Source organism: Micromonospora tulbaghiae, from assembly GCF_900091605.1.
Taxonomy (GTDB): Bacteria; Actinomycetota; Actinomycetes; order Mycobacteriales; family Micromonosporaceae; genus Micromonospora; species Micromonospora tulbaghiae.
On sequence record NZ_FMCQ01000002.1, the window covers coordinates 792,737 to 807,072 of the forward strand.

The following is a 14,336-nucleotide window of genomic DNA, read 5'->3' on the forward strand; positions in this document are numbered from 1 at the left end:
TCCGAAAACTTAATCACCTCGATATGTCGACATCGGGGCACGCGGTGCCGGGTGGACGGGCGGGATCCGCGTGCGGGCACGGCCTGCGGGCGTGCCCGTGCCGCCCGCCGTGGCTCCGGAAGTTTCGGGGGGCCGCCGGTTCTGCCGGTTGAGTCGATCGCGCCTGCGGGCCGATGCTTGGTGAATCGACCGTAGACGATGGAAGGGGTCCCGGAGCATGCGCCGACCCGCGCTCGTCGTACTCGTCCTCGCCGCCCTGCTCGCCGGCACCCCGGCGGTCGCCCGGGCCGGCGCCGCCGCACCGCCGCCCGACCCCGCCGCGCTCGCCGGGCTCCGCACGCCCGGCATCGCCTGGGGGCACGACCCGTTCACCGGCCGGCTCACGGTCACCGCCGACGACACGGTACGCGGGCGCGAGCTGGCCGCGTTGCGGCGCACCGCCGACCGGGGCGGCGCGGTGCTGCGCCACGAACCCGGGCGGCTGCGCACACTCATCGCCGGCGGCCAGGCGATCTACGGCGGCGGTGGGCGCTGCTCCCTGGGCGCGAACGTGCGCAGCGGCACCACCTGGTACTTCGTGACCGCCGGGCACTGCACGCGCCTCGCCGCCACCTGGTACGCCGACAGCGCCCGCACCACCGTGCTGGGCAGCCGGACCGGCAGCAGCTTCCCCGGCAACGACTACGGCGTGGTCCGCTACACCGGCGCCGTCGCCCATCCGAGCGCGGTCCACACCTACCCCGGGCAGGTCACCGTCACCGCCGCCGGCAGCGCGTACGTCGGACAGGCGGTCTGCCGCAGCGGCGCCACCACGGGCGTGCGGTGCGGCACCGTCACCGGGCTGAACGCGACTGTCAACTACGCCGAGGGCAGCGTCACCGGACTCGTCCGCACGAACATCTGCGCCGAGCCGGGCGACAGCGGCGGCCCGCTCTACGTGGCCGCGACCGGCACCGTCATCGGCGTCCTCTCCGGCGGCAGCGGCAACTGCACGACCGGCGGAACCAGCTACTACCAGCCGATCCTGGAGATCCTCGCCGCGTACGGCCTGACCATCCCCTGACCGGCGGTGCGGCCGGGGCGCGTCACGCGCGCCCCGGCCGGTGGTCAGCCCGCGCAGTTGTTGTTGCGCACCGGCCGGGTCAGCCGCTCCTGGTCCCCGAACGCCGCGTAAACCCGCAGGTAGCACGGCAGGTCCACGTCGCCGTAGTAGCTGACGACCTGGTCGTCGTAGTGCGTGGTGCCGCTGTCGGTCACCTGCCACGTGCCGCCGTCACCGGACTGGATCTCCCAGTAGACGTCGCCCGAGCAGCCGTCCAGGCCGCGCGACCAGGCGATCAGGTTCGCCCCGTTGTAGATCTCCGACTGCACCAGGGTGCAGGCCGCGGCCTGGGCCGGTGTCGCGACCGCGAGCAGGCCCGCGGCAGTCATCGCCCCGGCGCCGAGCGCCGCCATCAGCTTGCGCATGCTTCAGCTCCTCCACGGTGGATGGTGGATCTTTCCGCCGAGGGTAGCGAAAGGTGAAAACAAGCTTCAATGCCTGAGCGATAAACGTGGGAAATCTTCAGCTCGCGGCGTCGCCGGGCACGGCCATCTCGCCCAGGCGCGACCAGTCCTGCTCCGGCACCGTCACGTTGACGATCCTGGGCGTCTCGGCCAGATGCGGCGGCAGCGTGCGCTGGGCGGTCCGGAAGTGCTCCGACTGCACGTGCGCCGCGCCCGCCTCGTCGTCGCGGAACGCTTCGACCAGCACGTACTCGGTCGGGTCGTCCAGGCTGCGGGACCAGTCGAACCACAGGCAGCCGGGCTCGGCTCGGGTCGCGGCGGTGAAGTCGGCGGCGATCTGCGGCCAGTTGTCGGCGTCCTCCGCACGGACCCGGAACTTCGCGGTAATGAAGATCATGGGATCAGGCTACCCAGGCCGGATGGCCGCCGTGCGGCATCAGCTCTTGGCGGCCGGGCCGAGCAGTTCGGCGGCCCGCCGGTCGGCGAACGCGGTGACCGCCTGCTGCCCGGCGCCGAACACGATCGCCAGGCCGAGCAGCGCGGCCGTGCTGCTCACGCTGGTCTCCACCAGGCCGCCGATGACCAGCATGATGCCGACCACCGCGACCAGCGGACCGATGGCGAGCTTCAGCAGCCCCTGCTGGAACGGCAGCTTGTAGGGCAGCCCGCCGGACCGTGAGGTGATCATCGAGGGCAGCGCGCTGAGGAACGCCCCGAGCGCACCGGCGATCAGCACGAAGAACAGCAGCCGCCAGGCCGGCACGGCACCGGCGTCGGTCGGCGCCTCCAGCAGCCGTACGTCGTGGCTGCGCCACTGCACCAGCACCACCAGGACCTCCGCCACCAGCGCGAACACCGACAGCCCCAGCATCCGGTTGCGTAGCCGGCGCGCCGACTCGTGGAACTCGTCGGACGCGGAGTGGTAGCGCAGCAGCAGTGCCTGCACCCGGGCGCGCAGCAGCGCGTCGGACGGGGTGCCGGCCGACGGGTCGAGATCGGTGAGCACTTTGTCGTCGGCCGGCAGCACCTGCGCCGCCGCGCTCCGGTACGCCGGCAGCAGCCCGGTCAGCTCGTCCGGGCTGCGCAGCGCCACCATCCCCCGCTCCACCGAGTGGATCGTCTGCCACGCGTACTCCAGGTTGCCGCCGCGCAGCCACTCGATGACGCCGCTGCGCCCGAGCACCGCCTCCACCCCGGACAGCTGCGCGCGCAGTGCCGCGGCCTGTTCGAGGTCGCGCGTGGCCAGCACCGCGAGCTGCTGATACAGGTCGTCGAGCTTGGTGCGGACGCGGACCTGCCACACCGCGCGGGGAACCGACGTGGCGGGCGGGACCGGCAGGCCCTCCGGTGCGTTCCGGGGCCCGGGTAAGGCCTCGGGCTGGGTCTCCTGCTCGATCATGGCGCCCCACCTCTTTTCCCCCCGCCGCGCGGACCTGCTATCACTATTCCCAGGTCAGGGCCATGATGGCTAGCGCACACCGGACAGTTGACACGGCTCGCGAAGGCGCGGGATCCGGCCCGACGGACGAGGCCGGAGCGCTCGGGCGGTCGGTAGCCTGAGCCGGTGACCGTCTACGCCCTCGCACAGATCACCATCCACGACCGGGCGCGCTACGACAGGTATGCCGCCGCCTTCCCGCCGGTGCTGGCCCGCTACGGCGGAAAGCTGCTCGCCGCCGACACCGCCCCCCGCGTGGTCGAGGGCGACTGGCCGCACCAGAAGGCGGTACTGCTGTCGTTCGACAACCGCGAGGACTTCGAGCGCTGGTCCACCTCGCCGGAGTACCGGGAGATCTCCCGGGACCGGGAGGCGGCCACCGAGGGCGTGGTCCTGCTGCTCGACGGGATCGGCCACGCCTGGCCGGCCTGAGCCGTCAGAGCCGGTGGCGCACCCACACGTTGGGCTCGACGTACGCGGCGTGGTCGTGGTCGACGTCGACGAGCACCGGCGTCAGCGCGCCCGGCACGCGTACCGGGCCGGAGGTGTCGAACGGCAACCCGGTCCAGCGCCGCCAGTCGGCGAGCGTGCCGGTCACCGTCATCGACCGGGGCGCGATCCGCTCGATCACCCCGCCCGCGCGGACGTGCACCCGCAGCCACGGGTCGGCCGGCAGCCCGTCCGGGCCGCGCCGGGCCACGTACTCGGTCATCGGCACGTCCGGGACGGCGGCCTTGCCGTTCGGGCGCACCGGCGCCACCAGCGTGCCGAAGCCCGCCCGGGCCACCGCCGCGCGCATGGCCGCGAGCATCAGCCCGGACACCCCGCCGCCGCGCCGGTCCGGGCGCACGCAGATCTCTAGCGCCGACACCAGGTTCGGAGTGGACCCGGTGAGCCGGCCCAGCGTGGCCCGCTGGATCACCCGGTCCCAGCCGCCGTCGGGCAGCTCGTCCTCGGTCCAGCGCAGCGGCACCGCGTACCCCCGGGCCACGGCCCGGCCCGGCTCGGCCGGATCGACGGCCGCGAAGACGAACTCGGGGTACGTCTCGTGCGCGACGCCGTAGTAGAGCGCGCCCATCGGATCCCAGAGCATGAACGGCGGCCAGGCGCCGTCGAAGTCGGCGTCGAGCAGCGGCGCCAGGTCGGGCCGCTGCGCCAGGGTCACGATCTCCACTGTCACGCCGGGCAGGCTAGAGCCGCGCGGCCCGGACCGCACGCCGTTTTGTCCGCGCCGCTGGTTAGGCTGCCGGCATGGCAGATCCGTTCCGGGTACGCGTCACAGTGCGCGGCTACGAACTCGACACGCAGGGGCACCTCAACCAGGCGGTCTACCTCCAGTACGCCGAGCACGCCCGCTGGGAGTGCCTGCGCGCGTCCGGCATCGGCCAGGACCGGCTGCTCGCCGGCGGCGTCGGGCCGGTCGCGCTGGAGGTGACGGTGCGCTACCTGCGTGAGCTGCGCGGCGGCGACGAGGTCGACGTGACCTGCGAGTTCCACTGGGGCGAGGGCAAGACGTTCCGGATCGGCCAGGAGTTCACCCGCGCCGACGGCACCCCGGTCGCCTCGGTCAGCGGCGTCGGCGGCCTGCTCGACCTCACCGAGCGGCGGCTCGTGGCCGACCCGCGCGAGCGGTTCCGGGCGCTGGCCACCGATCCCGTGCCGATGAGCCTGTGACGCCCGGTCAGCCCGCCGCGCGCAGGTAGGCGAGCACGGCGAGCACCCGCCGGTTGGTGTCCTCGTCCGGCGGCAGGCCGAGTTTGGCCAGGATGTTGCCCACGTGCTTGCCGACCGCCGCCTCGGTGACGTACAGCCGGCCCGCGATGGCCGCGTTGGAGTGGCCCTCGGCGATCAAACCCAGCACCTCCCGCTCACGGGGGGACAGCGCGTCGAGCGGGTCGCGCGGACGCCGCAGCAGGTGCCGCACCACGTCCGGGTCGACGGCGGTGCCGCCGGCCACCACCCGGCGCAGCGTCGCGGCGAACTCCGCGACGTCGGCCACCCGGTCCTTGAGCAGGTAGCCGACCCGGTTGCCGTCGCCGCTGTCGAGCAGCGCGGCCGCGTACCCGCTCTGCACGTGCTGGCTGAGCACCACCACGGCGAGGTCCGGGCGTTCGGCGCGCAGCGTGACGGCCGCGCGCAGGCCGTCGTCGCGGTGCTGCGGCGGCATCCGGATGTCGGTCACCAGGAGGTCGGGCCGGTGCGTGCGGACCGCGTCGAGCAGCTCGGGGGCGGAGCCGACGGCGGCGTCCACCGCGAAGCCGAACCGGGTCAGCAGGCCTACCAGGCCCTCCCGGAGCAGCACCTCGTCCTCGGCCAGGACGACCCGGGTCACGGACGGCACGGCAGCTCCACCCGCACGAGGGTAGGCCCACCGGGCGGGCTGGACAGCAGCAGCCGCCCGTCCGCCGCGGCCACCCGGTCCGCGAGCCCGGTCAGGCCGGTGCCGCGCGCCGGGTCGGCGCCGCCCCGGCCGTCGTCGCGTACCTCGACCACCAGCAGGCGGTCGGTACGGGTCAGCCGTACCTGCGCCCGGCCGGCCCCGGCGTGCCGGGTGACGTTGCCGAGCGTCTCCGAGACCACGTACCAGGCGGTGGTCTCCACCAGGTCGGGCACCGGGCGGGTCAGGTCGGCGTGCACGGTGACCGGGACGACCGACCGCGCGGCCAGGTCACCGACGGCGGCGGCCAGGCCGAGTTCGGTGAGCTGTGGCGGGCGGATGCCCTGGACGATGCCGCGCAACGTCCCCATCAGCTCCTTGGCCTGCTCGTGCGCCGCCGCGAGCGGCTTCGCCACAGGGGAGTCGTCCGGCACGTCCAGGCGGGCCAGCCCGAGCTGGAGGGTGAGACTGGTCAGGCGCGGCTGCACGCCGTCGTGCACGTCCCGCTCGATGCGGCGTCGCTCCGCCTCGTAGGCGCTCACCAGGCGGGCACGGGACCGGGTCACCTCGCGCAGGGCCGTCCCGGCGGGCGCGTCGTCGAGCAGCAGGCGGGTCACCGCCGCCTGGACCGCGACGAGCAGCCCGGCCAGGTAGACCAGCGCCGGGACCGCCAGCAGGCCGGCGAGCGCGTACGGCACCGCCTCGGCGGGGGAGTCGACAGTGGCCCAGAGCAGCACGATCCGGTCCTCGCCGCCGGCCAGCCACGGACCGGCGACGAGCGCCGCGTCCAGCAGCACGAGCAGGCCGAACGTCCCGTACGCCAGCGGCACCGCCGCACCCAGCACGGCCAGGTAGGCGCCCTCCCGCCACCCGGTGGCGGTGGTGAAACGGGCGGCGAGCCCTCGCCACCCCGGCGCCGTCACCGGGCGGTCGTCGACCAGGCCGAGGCGCCACCGCTCGACCGCCGCCACCGGCGCGCCGGCCAGCGGGGCGAGCGCCACCACCGCCAGCGCCACCACGGCCAGCGCCGCCAGCGCCCCGGCGTCGACGGGGCGGCCCCGCCGCAGCGCGGCGGCCACCAGCAGCAGCGGCGCGGCGACGACCGTCGCGCCGAGCGCCGCCGCGCCGGCCAGGGGCAGGGTCGTGACGGCGTACGCCAGGGCCCGCCACGGCCATGCGGAGAGCAGGTAGCGGCGGTGGCGCAACGCGGCGGCCAGCCCTTGATCAACGGTCATGGCCCGACGCTAGCCAGGCCACGCCGCCCGGCCCAGCCGGTTGGACCCCGCTCTCCGGGTAGGTCTGGCCCTACCCCGCACCGCCCCGCCACGCCCCGTGCGCCCGGCCGCCCCGAGGCGGTGCACTCGACGGATGAGAAACCGCCTCGCCGGCGCATGCTGGCTGCTCGCCACCGCGTCGTTCGTGGTCGCCAATGTCATCGTCGGCCTGGCCTGGGAGCAACCCGGGTTCAGCTGGGCCGAGCACAACATCAGCGACCTCGGCAACGTGACGTGCGGCGTGTGGGACACCAGCCGGCCCCGCCCGGTCTGCTCGCCGTGGCACCCGGCCATGAACGCCGTGTTCGTCGGTGCCGGGCTGCTGCTCGCGTTCGGCGCGCTGCTCGCACACCGGGCGCTGCGCCCGGGCCGCGCCGCGGCCGTCGCCGTCGCGTCGATCGTGGCCGCCGGGTCCGGGTACGTGCTGGCCGGTCTCTACCCGGCGGACGTGGACGAGAACCTGCACGTGCTCGGTGCGCTGCTGGTCTTCGCGCCCGGCAACGCGGCGATGCTCGCCGCCGCGCTCGCCGGCCGGTCGCCGCTGCTGCGCGAGCTGCGGACCGTCAGCGCGCTCCTGGGCCTGCTCGGGCTGGCCGGCACCGTGCTGTTCCTGTCCCGGGTGGACGCCGGCATCGGCGTGGGCGGCATGGAACGCGTCGCCGTGTTCCCGCTGTTCGCCTGGGTGACGGCGGCCGGGCTCCGGCTGCTGCGGTCACGTCGGTCCCGGCCCCTATCCTGACCGGATGGAGCTGGCGTTCAGCGGCGAGGTGTGGTTCTGGCGCGGCCCGGCGCCGTACCACTTCGTCACAGTGCCCGCCGAGCAGAGCGCGGCGATCGAGGCCGCCTCGGCGTCGGTCACCTACGGCTGGGGCATGATCCCGGTGACGGTCCGCATCGGTGACACCGACTGGCGGACGTCGCTGTGGCCCAAGGACGGCCGGTACGTGGTGCCGCTGCGGGTCGCGGCGCGCCGGGCGGAGGGCATCGAGCTGGGCGACCGGGTCGACGTGCGGCTGACGGTGGACGTGTGACCGGGCCGGAGCTGGCCGAGGCGGGCCGGCTGCTCGCCGCCGCGCGGCGGCCGGTCGTCTTCACCGGGGCGGGCATGTCGGCCGAGAGCGGCGTGCCGACGTTCCGCGACGCCCAGATTGGACTCTGGCAGCGGTACGACCCGCAGGAGCTGGCGACCCCGGCGGCGTTCCGGGCCGACCCGGCGCTGGTCTGGGGCTGGTACGAGGCACGCCGGCGCGGGGTGCGGCGGGCGCTGCCGAATCCGGGGCACCGGGCGGTCGCCGCGATCCAGGCGCGTCTGACGGAGACGGTGGTGATCACGCAGAACGTCGACGACCTGCACGAGCGCGGCGGCGTCCCCGCCCCGGTACGCCTGCACGGCAGCCTGTTCGCACCCCGTTGCTCGGCCTGCGCCCGGCCCGCGCCGGTGCCGTCCGATCCGCCGGTGCCGCACGACGGTCCGGTGCCGCACGACGGTCCGGAACCGCACGCGCCGGAACCGCACGACGGGCCGCTGACCCCGCCCGCGTGCGCCGGATGCGGTGCGCCGGTGCGGCCGGGCGTGGTGTGGTTCGGCGAGGCGCTGCCGTCGGCCGCGCTCGACGCGGCGGTCGAGGCGGCGTCCGGCTGCGACCTGCTGCTGACTGTCGGCACCTCGGCGCTGGTGCACCCGGCCGCCGAGATCCCGCTCGTCGCGGCTCGCCTCGGCGCGCCCGTGGTGCAGGTGAACCCGGTGCCGACGCCGCTGGACGCGATCTGCACGGTGAACATGCGCGGCCCGGCCGGCGAGGTGCTGCCCGCGCTGGTCCGCGCCGCATGGCCGGACGCCGACGCCGGCTGAACCGACCGCCGCCGCGCCGCCCGCCGCGCCGCCCGTCGTGCTGCCCGGCGGGCACCGGTGCGGCGGACCGGGCCGGGCGTGATCGCCGGAATCACCCGGTTCAACCGTCCGGGGCCGCCTACCGTCGGCGCAGGAGGTGGACCGGCGGAGGGCGGCGGACGTGGGACGCGAACGGGTGCGACGGAGGCTGCGCGCGCCCCGGCCGGGGCCGGACCAGCGCCGGGTCACCCCGTTCGAGATCTTCTTCGACCTGGTCTTCGTCTTCGCGCTCACCCGGATCATGGCGCTGATCGAGCCGCATCCGACCCCGGCCGGGATGGCCAAGGGCCTCCTCCTGCTCGTGCTGCTCTGGGTGGCGTGGCTGTCGTACACCTGGTTGGGCAACCACACGCCCGCCGACGTCGGGGTGGTGCGCGGCGGGTTCCTGGTCGCGATGGCCGCGTTGTTCCTGGCCGCCCTCGCCATGCCGCAGGCGTGGACGCCGGGCCCGGGGCTGGACGGGCCGCTGATCGTGGTGCTGGCCTACGTGGTGCTGCGCGTGGTGCACCTGACGCTGTTCCACTGGGCCGCGACGGGTGACCCGGCACTGCGCGCCCGGATCCGGTTCTTCGCGTTCGTCAGCGCCGTCGGCTGGGTGCCGCTGCTGCTCGGCGCGCTGCTGGACGGTGCCGCGCACGCGGCGCTGTGGGTGCTGGGCTTCGCCGTCGAGGTGGCCGGTCAACGGCTGTCGTACGCCCGTCGGGGCGCCTGGCCACTGCGCAGCCCGACGCACTTCGCCGAGCGGTACGGCCTGGTGCTGATCATCTCGCTGGGGGAGTCGGTGGTGGCCGCGGGGGTGGGCGCAGCCTCGGCGGTCACCGAGCCGCCGGTCCTCGCCGTGGCGCTCGTCGCCTTCGTGGTGACCGTCAGCCTCTGGTGGCTCTACTTTCACCGCACGTACCCGGCGGCGGCCCTTGCGCTCGCCGCCGCACCGGCGGCGCAGCGGGCCCGGATGGCCGCGGACGCCTACAGCCAGACCCATCTGCTGCTCGTCGCCGGCGTCATCTACCTGGCGCTCGGCGTCGAACAGGTGCTGGAGCACGTCGCCGACCCGCAGGCCGGGCCCCGGCTGAACCCCTCGGCGGCGGTGGCGCTGTTCGGCGGCGCGGCCGTCTACCTGGCCGGACGGCTGCTGTTCCGCCGGCTGACCGGGCAGCCGGTCGGACCGGTCCGGCTGGCCGTCGCCGGGGCGGCGCTGCCGTTGGCCGTGCTCGGGACGGTGCTGCCGCCACCGCTGGCGCTGGCGGCGCTGGCCGGGCTGCTGCTGGCCGCGATCGCCGTCGATCGGCGCGGTGAGCCGTCCGCCGCCGGGCGGTCGACGGTAACCGATGCGCATCAACCGGTTTGAAAGCCGAACCACAGGAGAAGTGCAGGTCGCGCCCGGCAGAGTGGCCGGCGCGATCACGGGAGGTGGCGATGTCACGGAAACTGCGGGCGACCGCGTTGGCCGGGGTGCTGACCCTGGCGATCAGCGGCTGCGGCGGCGTCGGCGGGGGAGGGGACTCCGGCGGCGGTGGCGCCGAGGGCAGCGGCGCGCTGAGCACCATGGGCTTCAGCCTGTCCGACGAGATCGCCACCACCCGGGTGGACGCTTTCAAGCGCGACCACGGCGACGTCCGGCTGACGATCACCGAGGGCGCGTTCGACGAGCAGCAGTTCCTGTCGGCGGTTGCCTCGGGCAACCCACCGGATCTGGTCTACATGGACCGCAAGCTCATCGGCACGTACGCCGAGCGCGGCTCGATCCAGCCGCTCACCGACTGCGTCGAGAAGCAGCGGGTCGACATGGCGGAGTACCGGCAGTCCGCGCGGGAGCAGGTGACGCTCGACGGCACGGTGTACGGCATCCCCGAGTTCTCCCAGGTCCGCGTGCTCTACCTGAACGAGGCGCTGCTCAAGCGGGCCGGGCTGGGCGCCGACGACGTGAACCTGGCCGACTGGGCGGGCCTGCCCGCGCTCAACGCCAGGCTCGCCGCCGTCTCCGGGGGCCGGCTCAGCCGCATCGGCATCGACCCGAAGATCCCGGAGTTCCTGCCAATGTGGGCCAAGGCCAACGGCGCCGACATGATCTCCGCCGACGGCACCCGGGCCAACCTCACCGACCCGAAGGTGGTCGAGGCGCTCACCACCGGCGTCGGGCTCATCCAGGCCCAGGGCGGCTGGGGGAAGTTCAAGTCGTTCCGGGACACGTTCGACTTCTTCGGCGCGCAGAACCCGCTGGCGAAGAACCAGATCGCCGCGTGGCCGATGGAGGAGTGGTTCCTCAACCAGGCCGCGAAGAACAGCCCGGACGCCGAGCTGGTGGTCAAGCCGTTCGTGGACCGGCAGGGCAAGCCGCTGAGCCTGTCCTCCGGGCAGGCGTGGGTGGTCACCAAGGGGGCGAAGAATCCGGAGGCCGCCTGCGCGTTCGTCAAGCAGATGACCGCCACCGACACGTGGCTGGCCGCCGCCCGGGCGCGCGCCGAGGCGCGCAAGGCCGCGAACCTGCCCTTCACCGGCCTCTGGACCGGCAACACCACAGCCGACAAGAAGATCTTCGACGAGGTGTACAAGCCCACCGGCAACAAGCGCTTCGACGACGCGGTGCAGACCATCCGCCAGGCGCAGGACGCCGCGTTCGCGATGCCCGCCTCGCCCGCCGGCGCCGAGTTCGACAAGGCGTGGACGGACGCGGTCAACCGGGTGCTGTCCGGTCAGGAGCAGCCCGCGCAGGCGCTCGACCGGGCCCAGCGGGAGGCGACCGCCGCGCTGGACAAGGCCGCGGACTAGCCCGCCATGGCCACCACCACCGTCACCCCTGCCGTACCGGGCCGGCGGCGCCGCGCGTCGCTGGCCCGGCGGGAGGCCCGCTGGGCGTACCTGTTCCTGGCGCCGTGGATCGTCGGGTTCCTGGCGTTCACCGCCGGGCCGATGATCGCCAGCCTGTGGCTCAGCTTCACCGAGTACGACGTGATCAACTCACCGCGCTTCACCGGGCTGGACAACTACCGGCAACTGATGTCGGACCCGCAGGTGGCGCGAAGCCTCGGCAACACCGTCTACTACACCGCGCTGCACGTGCCGCTGGTGATGGCGATCTCGCTCGGGCTGGCCCTGCTGCTCAAGCGCGTCGGCCGGCTCTCCGGCTTCTTCCGTACCGTGTTCTACCTGCCGGTGATGACGCCGGCGGTGGCGGTCGGCATCCTGTTCCTGCTGCTGCTCAACACGCAGGACGGCCTGATCAACCGCGGTCTGGCGCTGGTCGGGATCGACGGTCCGAGCTGGACCACGGACCCGGACTGGGTGATGCCCGGCATCGTGCTGATGAGCCTGTGGAGCCTGGGCTCCACAGTGATCATCTATCTGGCCGCGCTGCAGGGCGTGCCCCGCGACCTGTACGAGGCGGCCCAGCTCGACGGCGCCGGCGCCTGGGCGCGGTTCCGGCACGTCACGCTGCCGATGATCTCCGGCGCGCTGTTCTTCACGCTGATCGTCAACACCATCGCGTCGCTGCAGATGTTCACCGAGGTCTACACCATGTACTTCGGCAACCGGCAGACCGCCGGTTCGTTCAGCAGCGACGCGGCGTCGTTCTACGTGATCCACCTCTTCCGGGAGGCGTTCCAGTTCCTGCACATGGGCTTCGCGTCGGCGATGGCCTGGCTGCTCTTCCTGATCATCCTGGTGATCACGCTGGTGCAGGTGAAGCTGGGCAACCGGTTCGTCTACTACGAGGGGGAGGACCGGTGACCACCACGAGTCAGCCGCCGGCCGCCGGCGCCGTCGTCGCGCCGGTGACCGCGCCCGGACCGGTGCGGCAGGACGACGACGGCCGCCGGCCCCGCTGGCAGCGCGTGCTGTTCGTGCTCGCGCTGGTGGCCGCCGCCGTGGTCTTCCTGCTGCCGTTCGTCTGGCTGGTCGGCGCGTCGCTGCGACCCCGGGAGTACGTCTTCGCGCCGGGCCTGCTGCCCACGCCGTTCGCGCCGGACAACTACGCCCGGGCGTGGGACGCGATGCCGCTGTTCACCTGGCTGTTCAACAGCGTGGTGGTGGGGGTGGCGGCGGCGGCCGCGGCCACGCTGTCCAGCGCCTGGGTCGCGTTCGGGTTCGCGTACTTCCGGTTCCCCGGCCGCAACCTGCTGTTCGGTCTGGTGCTGGCCACCATGATGCTGCCGTTCGCGGTCACCATGATCCCGACGTACCTGATCTGGAACCGGCTCGGCCTGGTCGACACGCAGGTGCCGCTCTGGGCCGGCAACCTGTTCGGCTCGGCGTTCTACATCTTCCTGCTGCGCCAGTTCTTCCTGTCGCTGCCCCGGGAGTACTTCGAGGCGGCCCGGGTCGACGGGGCCGGCTATCCGCAGCTGTTCTGGCGGATGGCGTTCCCGCTTGTCCGTCCGGCCCTGCTGGTGGCGTTCGTGTTCGAGTTCAAGGCGAGCTGGACGGACCTGGTGAAGCCGCTGATCTATCTGCGCAACGAGCAGCTCTACACGCTGCCCCGGGGGCTGAAGGTGATCCTGGACCGGTTCGGCTACGGCGGCGAGCAGCAGTGGGAGGTCGTCCTCGCCGCCAGCGTGATCGCCACCGTACCGATGATCATCCTGTTCTTCCTGGCCCAGCGGCACTTCGTGGAGGGGATCGCGACGGGCGGGCGCAAGGGGTGAGCCTCACGCGCCGCGCGGCGCCCGCTTCGGGAAGACGGTGTACGCGACCGGCCAGAACACCAGCCAGCCCGCCATCACCACAGTGAGCCGGCCGGTCCACGCCCACAGCTCGGCGGTGCGCTCGCCGTCGCCGACCAGGGCGATGCCGGCGAGCAGCACGGCGCAGGCGACCGCCCAGCCGATCATGCCCTTGCCCCACTCGCGCCACTCGTGCCGGGCCCGCGCCATCCCGTACCGGGGGGCCCGGCGCGGGGGCGGGCCGCCGGCGAACCGGTGCGCGAACCGCTCGTCGGCCCAGCGCACCATGCTGTGCCCGAACGCCACCGAGAACCCGAGGTACGCGGCGGCGAGGCCGTGGGCGAACGTGGCGGTCGCGCCCCGGCGCAGGTCGATCATCGTGGCGGCGAGCAGCACCAGGTCGACGACCGGAACGGCGATCAGCAGGGCGGCGCCGAGGCGGGGCCGCCGCAGCGGGTAGCGGGCGATCAGCCCGGCGAGCAGCACCACCCAGAACGCCACCTCGCATCCGATGATCACTGCCACGAGCATGCGGACTCCTTTTTTAGTACGCTGTGCGATAACCGTAACAGCGGCCGTCAACCAGGTTCCGGAGGGGCCCGTGCCCAAGATCGTCGACCACGGCGCGCGCCGTGCCGAGCTGGCGCGGGCGATGTGGCGGGTCGTCTACCGCGACGGCGTCGGCGCCGCCACCGTCCGCAGCATCGCGGCCGAGGCAGGCTGGTCACCGAGCGCGCTGCGGCACTACTTCGCCACCCAGACCGAGCTGCTGGTGTTCGCCATGGAGCACGTGCAGGCCGAGGCGGCCGAGCGGATCGCCGCCGACGACCGCACCGGCGGCCCGCGCGAGGTCGCCCAACGAATCCTGGAACAACTGCTGCCGCTGGACCGCCAGCGCGTCCGCGAGGCCGAGGTGTGGCTGCTGCTCGCCGCGCGCGCCCAGACCGACCCCGCGGCGCGAACCCGGATGGCCGACGCGGACGACGGCATCCGCCGCGCCGCCGAGTTCGCCGTCGCGCTGCTCACCGGGCAACCGGCCGCCGACCCCGAGGCGGTCGCCCGGTTGCACGCCCTGCTCGACGGGCTCGCGCTGCACGCGCTGCTGTACCCCGAGCGGATGCCGCCTGCGCGCGCCCGGGAGCTGCTCGGCGCGCATCTGGACACGCTGGTCGCGTCCTGAGCGCCCTGG

At 73.8% G+C, this 14,336-nt stretch carries 18 protein-coding genes; 11 read left to right on the forward strand and 7 right to left on the reverse strand.

The genetic code is table 11. From position 1 onward, the window contains the following. Nucleotides 1-217: 217 nt before the first annotated feature. Entirely contained in the window at nucleotides 218-1,063 is an 846-nt protein-coding gene (locus GA0070562_RS08635; protein ID WP_091418201.1) for a S1 family peptidase, read from the forward strand. A gap of 44 nt (nucleotides 1,064-1,107) precedes the next feature. Here GA0070562_RS08635 and GA0070562_RS08640 read toward each other — a convergent pair whose 3' ends face one another. The 3 genes from GA0070562_RS08640 to GA0070562_RS08650 form a co-directional block, all read right to left on the reverse strand. Next, entirely contained in the window at nucleotides 1,108-1,467 is a 360-nt protein-coding gene (locus GA0070562_RS08640; protein ID WP_091418203.1) for a hypothetical protein, read from the reverse strand. Nucleotides 1,468-1,564: 97 nt separating this feature from the next. Continuing rightward, a complete protein-coding gene (locus tag GA0070562_RS08645; RefSeq protein ID WP_091418206.1) occupies nucleotides 1,565-1,903 on the reverse strand; it encodes a putative quinol monooxygenase in 339 nt (112 codons plus the stop codon). 39 nt (nucleotides 1,904-1,942) lie between these two features. Further along, nucleotides 1,943-2,905, reverse strand: coding sequence for a hypothetical protein (locus GA0070562_RS08650; RefSeq protein WP_091418209.1), 963 nt, complete (start codon nucleotides 2,903-2,905; stop codon nucleotides 1,943-1,945). Between the two features lie 165 nt (nucleotides 2,906-3,070). Between GA0070562_RS08650 and GA0070562_RS08655 the strand changes: the two genes are divergently transcribed. After that, entirely contained in the window at nucleotides 3,071-3,376 is a 306-nt protein-coding gene (locus GA0070562_RS08655; protein WP_091418211.1) for a DUF1330 domain-containing protein, read from the forward strand. 4 nt (nucleotides 3,377-3,380) lie between these two features. On the opposite strand, the gene GA0070562_RS08660 is transcribed toward GA0070562_RS08655, so the two are convergent. Then, nucleotides 3,381-4,124 (reverse strand): N-acetyltransferase, encoded by a 744-nt coding sequence (locus GA0070562_RS08660; protein WP_225853271.1) that lies wholly within the window; start codon nucleotides 4,122-4,124, stop codon nucleotides 3,381-3,383. Between the two features lie 71 nt (nucleotides 4,125-4,195). Here GA0070562_RS08660 and GA0070562_RS08665 point away from each other — a divergent pair, with 71 nt between their 5' ends. After that, nucleotides 4,196-4,618 (forward strand): acyl-CoA thioesterase, encoded by a 423-nt coding sequence (locus GA0070562_RS08665; protein ID WP_091418216.1) that lies wholly within the window; start codon nucleotides 4,196-4,198, stop codon nucleotides 4,616-4,618. A gap of 7 nt (nucleotides 4,619-4,625) precedes the next feature. On the opposite strand, the gene GA0070562_RS08670 is transcribed toward GA0070562_RS08665, so the two are convergent. Both GA0070562_RS08670 and GA0070562_RS08675 read right to left on the reverse strand, forming a co-directional pair. Next, entirely contained in the window at nucleotides 4,626-5,285 is a 660-nt protein-coding gene (locus GA0070562_RS08670) for a response regulator transcription factor (protein ID WP_091418218.1), read from the reverse strand. Next, nucleotides 5,273-6,556, reverse strand: coding sequence for a sensor histidine kinase (locus GA0070562_RS08675; RefSeq protein WP_091418220.1), 1,284 nt, complete (start codon nucleotides 6,554-6,556; stop codon nucleotides 5,273-5,275). The genes GA0070562_RS08670 and GA0070562_RS08675 overlap by 13 nt, the downstream gene beginning before the upstream one ends. A 133-nt stretch (nucleotides 6,557-6,689) precedes the next feature. Between GA0070562_RS08675 and GA0070562_RS08680 the strand changes: the two genes are divergently transcribed. From GA0070562_RS08680 to GA0070562_RS08710, 7 genes are all read left to right on the forward strand, one after another. Next, a complete protein-coding gene (locus tag GA0070562_RS08680) occupies nucleotides 6,690-7,334 on the forward strand; it encodes a DUF998 domain-containing protein (RefSeq protein WP_091418222.1) in 645 nt (214 codons plus the stop codon). Nucleotides 7,335-7,338: 4 nt separating this feature from the next. Further along, nucleotides 7,339-7,626: a DUF1905 domain-containing protein gene (locus tag GA0070562_RS08685; protein WP_091418225.1), complete on the forward strand. Its 288-nt coding sequence runs from the start codon at nucleotides 7,339-7,341 to the stop codon at nucleotides 7,624-7,626. Then, on the forward strand, nucleotides 7,623-8,447 hold the full coding sequence (locus GA0070562_RS08690; RefSeq protein WP_091418228.1) for an SIR2 family NAD-dependent protein deacylase: 825 nt from the start codon (nucleotides 7,623-7,625) through the stop codon (nucleotides 8,445-8,447). Before GA0070562_RS08685 ends, GA0070562_RS08690 begins: the two co-directional genes overlap by 4 nt. Before the next feature lie 160 nt (nucleotides 8,448-8,607). Continuing rightward, entirely contained in the window at nucleotides 8,608-9,834 is a 1,227-nt protein-coding gene (locus tag GA0070562_RS08695) for a low temperature requirement protein A (protein ID WP_091418231.1), read from the forward strand. Nucleotides 9,835-9,902: 68 nt separating this feature from the next. Beyond that, entirely contained in the window at nucleotides 9,903-11,255 is a 1,353-nt protein-coding gene (locus GA0070562_RS08700; RefSeq protein ID WP_091418233.1) for an extracellular solute-binding protein, read from the forward strand. A 6-nt stretch (nucleotides 11,256-11,261) separates the two neighbouring features. Next, nucleotides 11,262-12,215, forward strand: coding sequence for a carbohydrate ABC transporter permease (locus tag GA0070562_RS08705; RefSeq protein WP_091418236.1), 954 nt, complete (start codon nucleotides 11,262-11,264; stop codon nucleotides 12,213-12,215). Next, nucleotides 12,212-13,129 (forward strand): carbohydrate ABC transporter permease, encoded by a 918-nt coding sequence (locus tag GA0070562_RS08710; protein WP_208576705.1) that lies wholly within the window; start codon nucleotides 12,212-12,214, stop codon nucleotides 13,127-13,129. The genes GA0070562_RS08705 and GA0070562_RS08710 overlap by 4 nt, the downstream gene beginning before the upstream one ends. A gap of 3 nt (nucleotides 13,130-13,132) precedes the next feature. Here GA0070562_RS08710 and GA0070562_RS08715 read toward each other — a convergent pair whose 3' ends face one another. Further along, nucleotides 13,133-13,678: a hypothetical protein gene (locus GA0070562_RS08715; protein ID WP_091418239.1), complete on the reverse strand. Its 546-nt coding sequence runs from the start codon at nucleotides 13,676-13,678 to the stop codon at nucleotides 13,133-13,135. Between the two features lie 70 nt (nucleotides 13,679-13,748). Here GA0070562_RS08715 and GA0070562_RS08720 point away from each other — a divergent pair, with 70 nt between their 5' ends. Beyond that, nucleotides 13,749-14,327, forward strand: a complete 579-nt coding sequence (locus GA0070562_RS08720) for a TetR/AcrR family transcriptional regulator (protein ID WP_091418241.1) — start codon at nucleotides 13,749-13,751, stop codon at nucleotides 14,325-14,327. Nucleotides 14,328-14,336: the final 9 nt, after the last annotated feature.

Excerpts from the sequence above, each read along its gene's own strand:
- GA0070562_RS08675 (WP_091418220.1), bottom strand. The coding sequence starts at position 6,556 with ATGACCGTTGATCAAGGGCTGGCCGCCGCGTTGCGCCACCGCCGCTAC.
- GA0070562_RS08665 (WP_091418216.1), top strand. The coding sequence starts at position 4,196 with ATGGCAGATCCGTTCCGGGTACGCGTCACAGTGCGCGGCTACGAACTC.
- GA0070562_RS08685 (WP_091418225.1), top strand. The coding sequence starts at position 7,339 with ATGGAGCTGGCGTTCAGCGGCGAGGTGTGGTTCTGGCGCGGCCCGGCG.
- GA0070562_RS08635 (WP_091418201.1), top strand. The coding sequence starts at position 218 with ATGCGCCGACCCGCGCTCGTCGTACTCGTCCTCGCCGCCCTGCTCGCC.
- GA0070562_RS08700 (WP_091418233.1), top strand. The coding sequence starts at position 9,903 with ATGTCACGGAAACTGCGGGCGACCGCGTTGGCCGGGGTGCTGACCCTG.
- GA0070562_RS08650 (WP_091418209.1), bottom strand. The coding sequence starts at position 2,905 with ATGATCGAGCAGGAGACCCAGCCCGAGGCCTTACCCGGGCCCCGGAAC.
- GA0070562_RS08645 (WP_091418206.1), bottom strand. The coding sequence starts at position 1,903 with ATGATCTTCATTACCGCGAAGTTCCGGGTCCGTGCGGAGGACGCCGAC.
- GA0070562_RS08705 (WP_091418236.1), top strand. The coding sequence starts at position 11,262 with ATGGCCACCACCACCGTCACCCCTGCCGTACCGGGCCGGCGGCGCCGC.
- GA0070562_RS08640 (WP_091418203.1), bottom strand. The coding sequence starts at position 1,467 with ATGCGCAAGCTGATGGCGGCGCTCGGCGCCGGGGCGATGACTGCCGCG.
- GA0070562_RS08715 (WP_091418239.1), bottom strand. The coding sequence starts at position 13,678 with ATGCTCGTGGCAGTGATCATCGGATGCGAGGTGGCGTTCTGGGTGGTG.
- GA0070562_RS08680 (WP_091418222.1), top strand. The coding sequence starts at position 6,690 with ATGAGAAACCGCCTCGCCGGCGCATGCTGGCTGCTCGCCACCGCGTCG.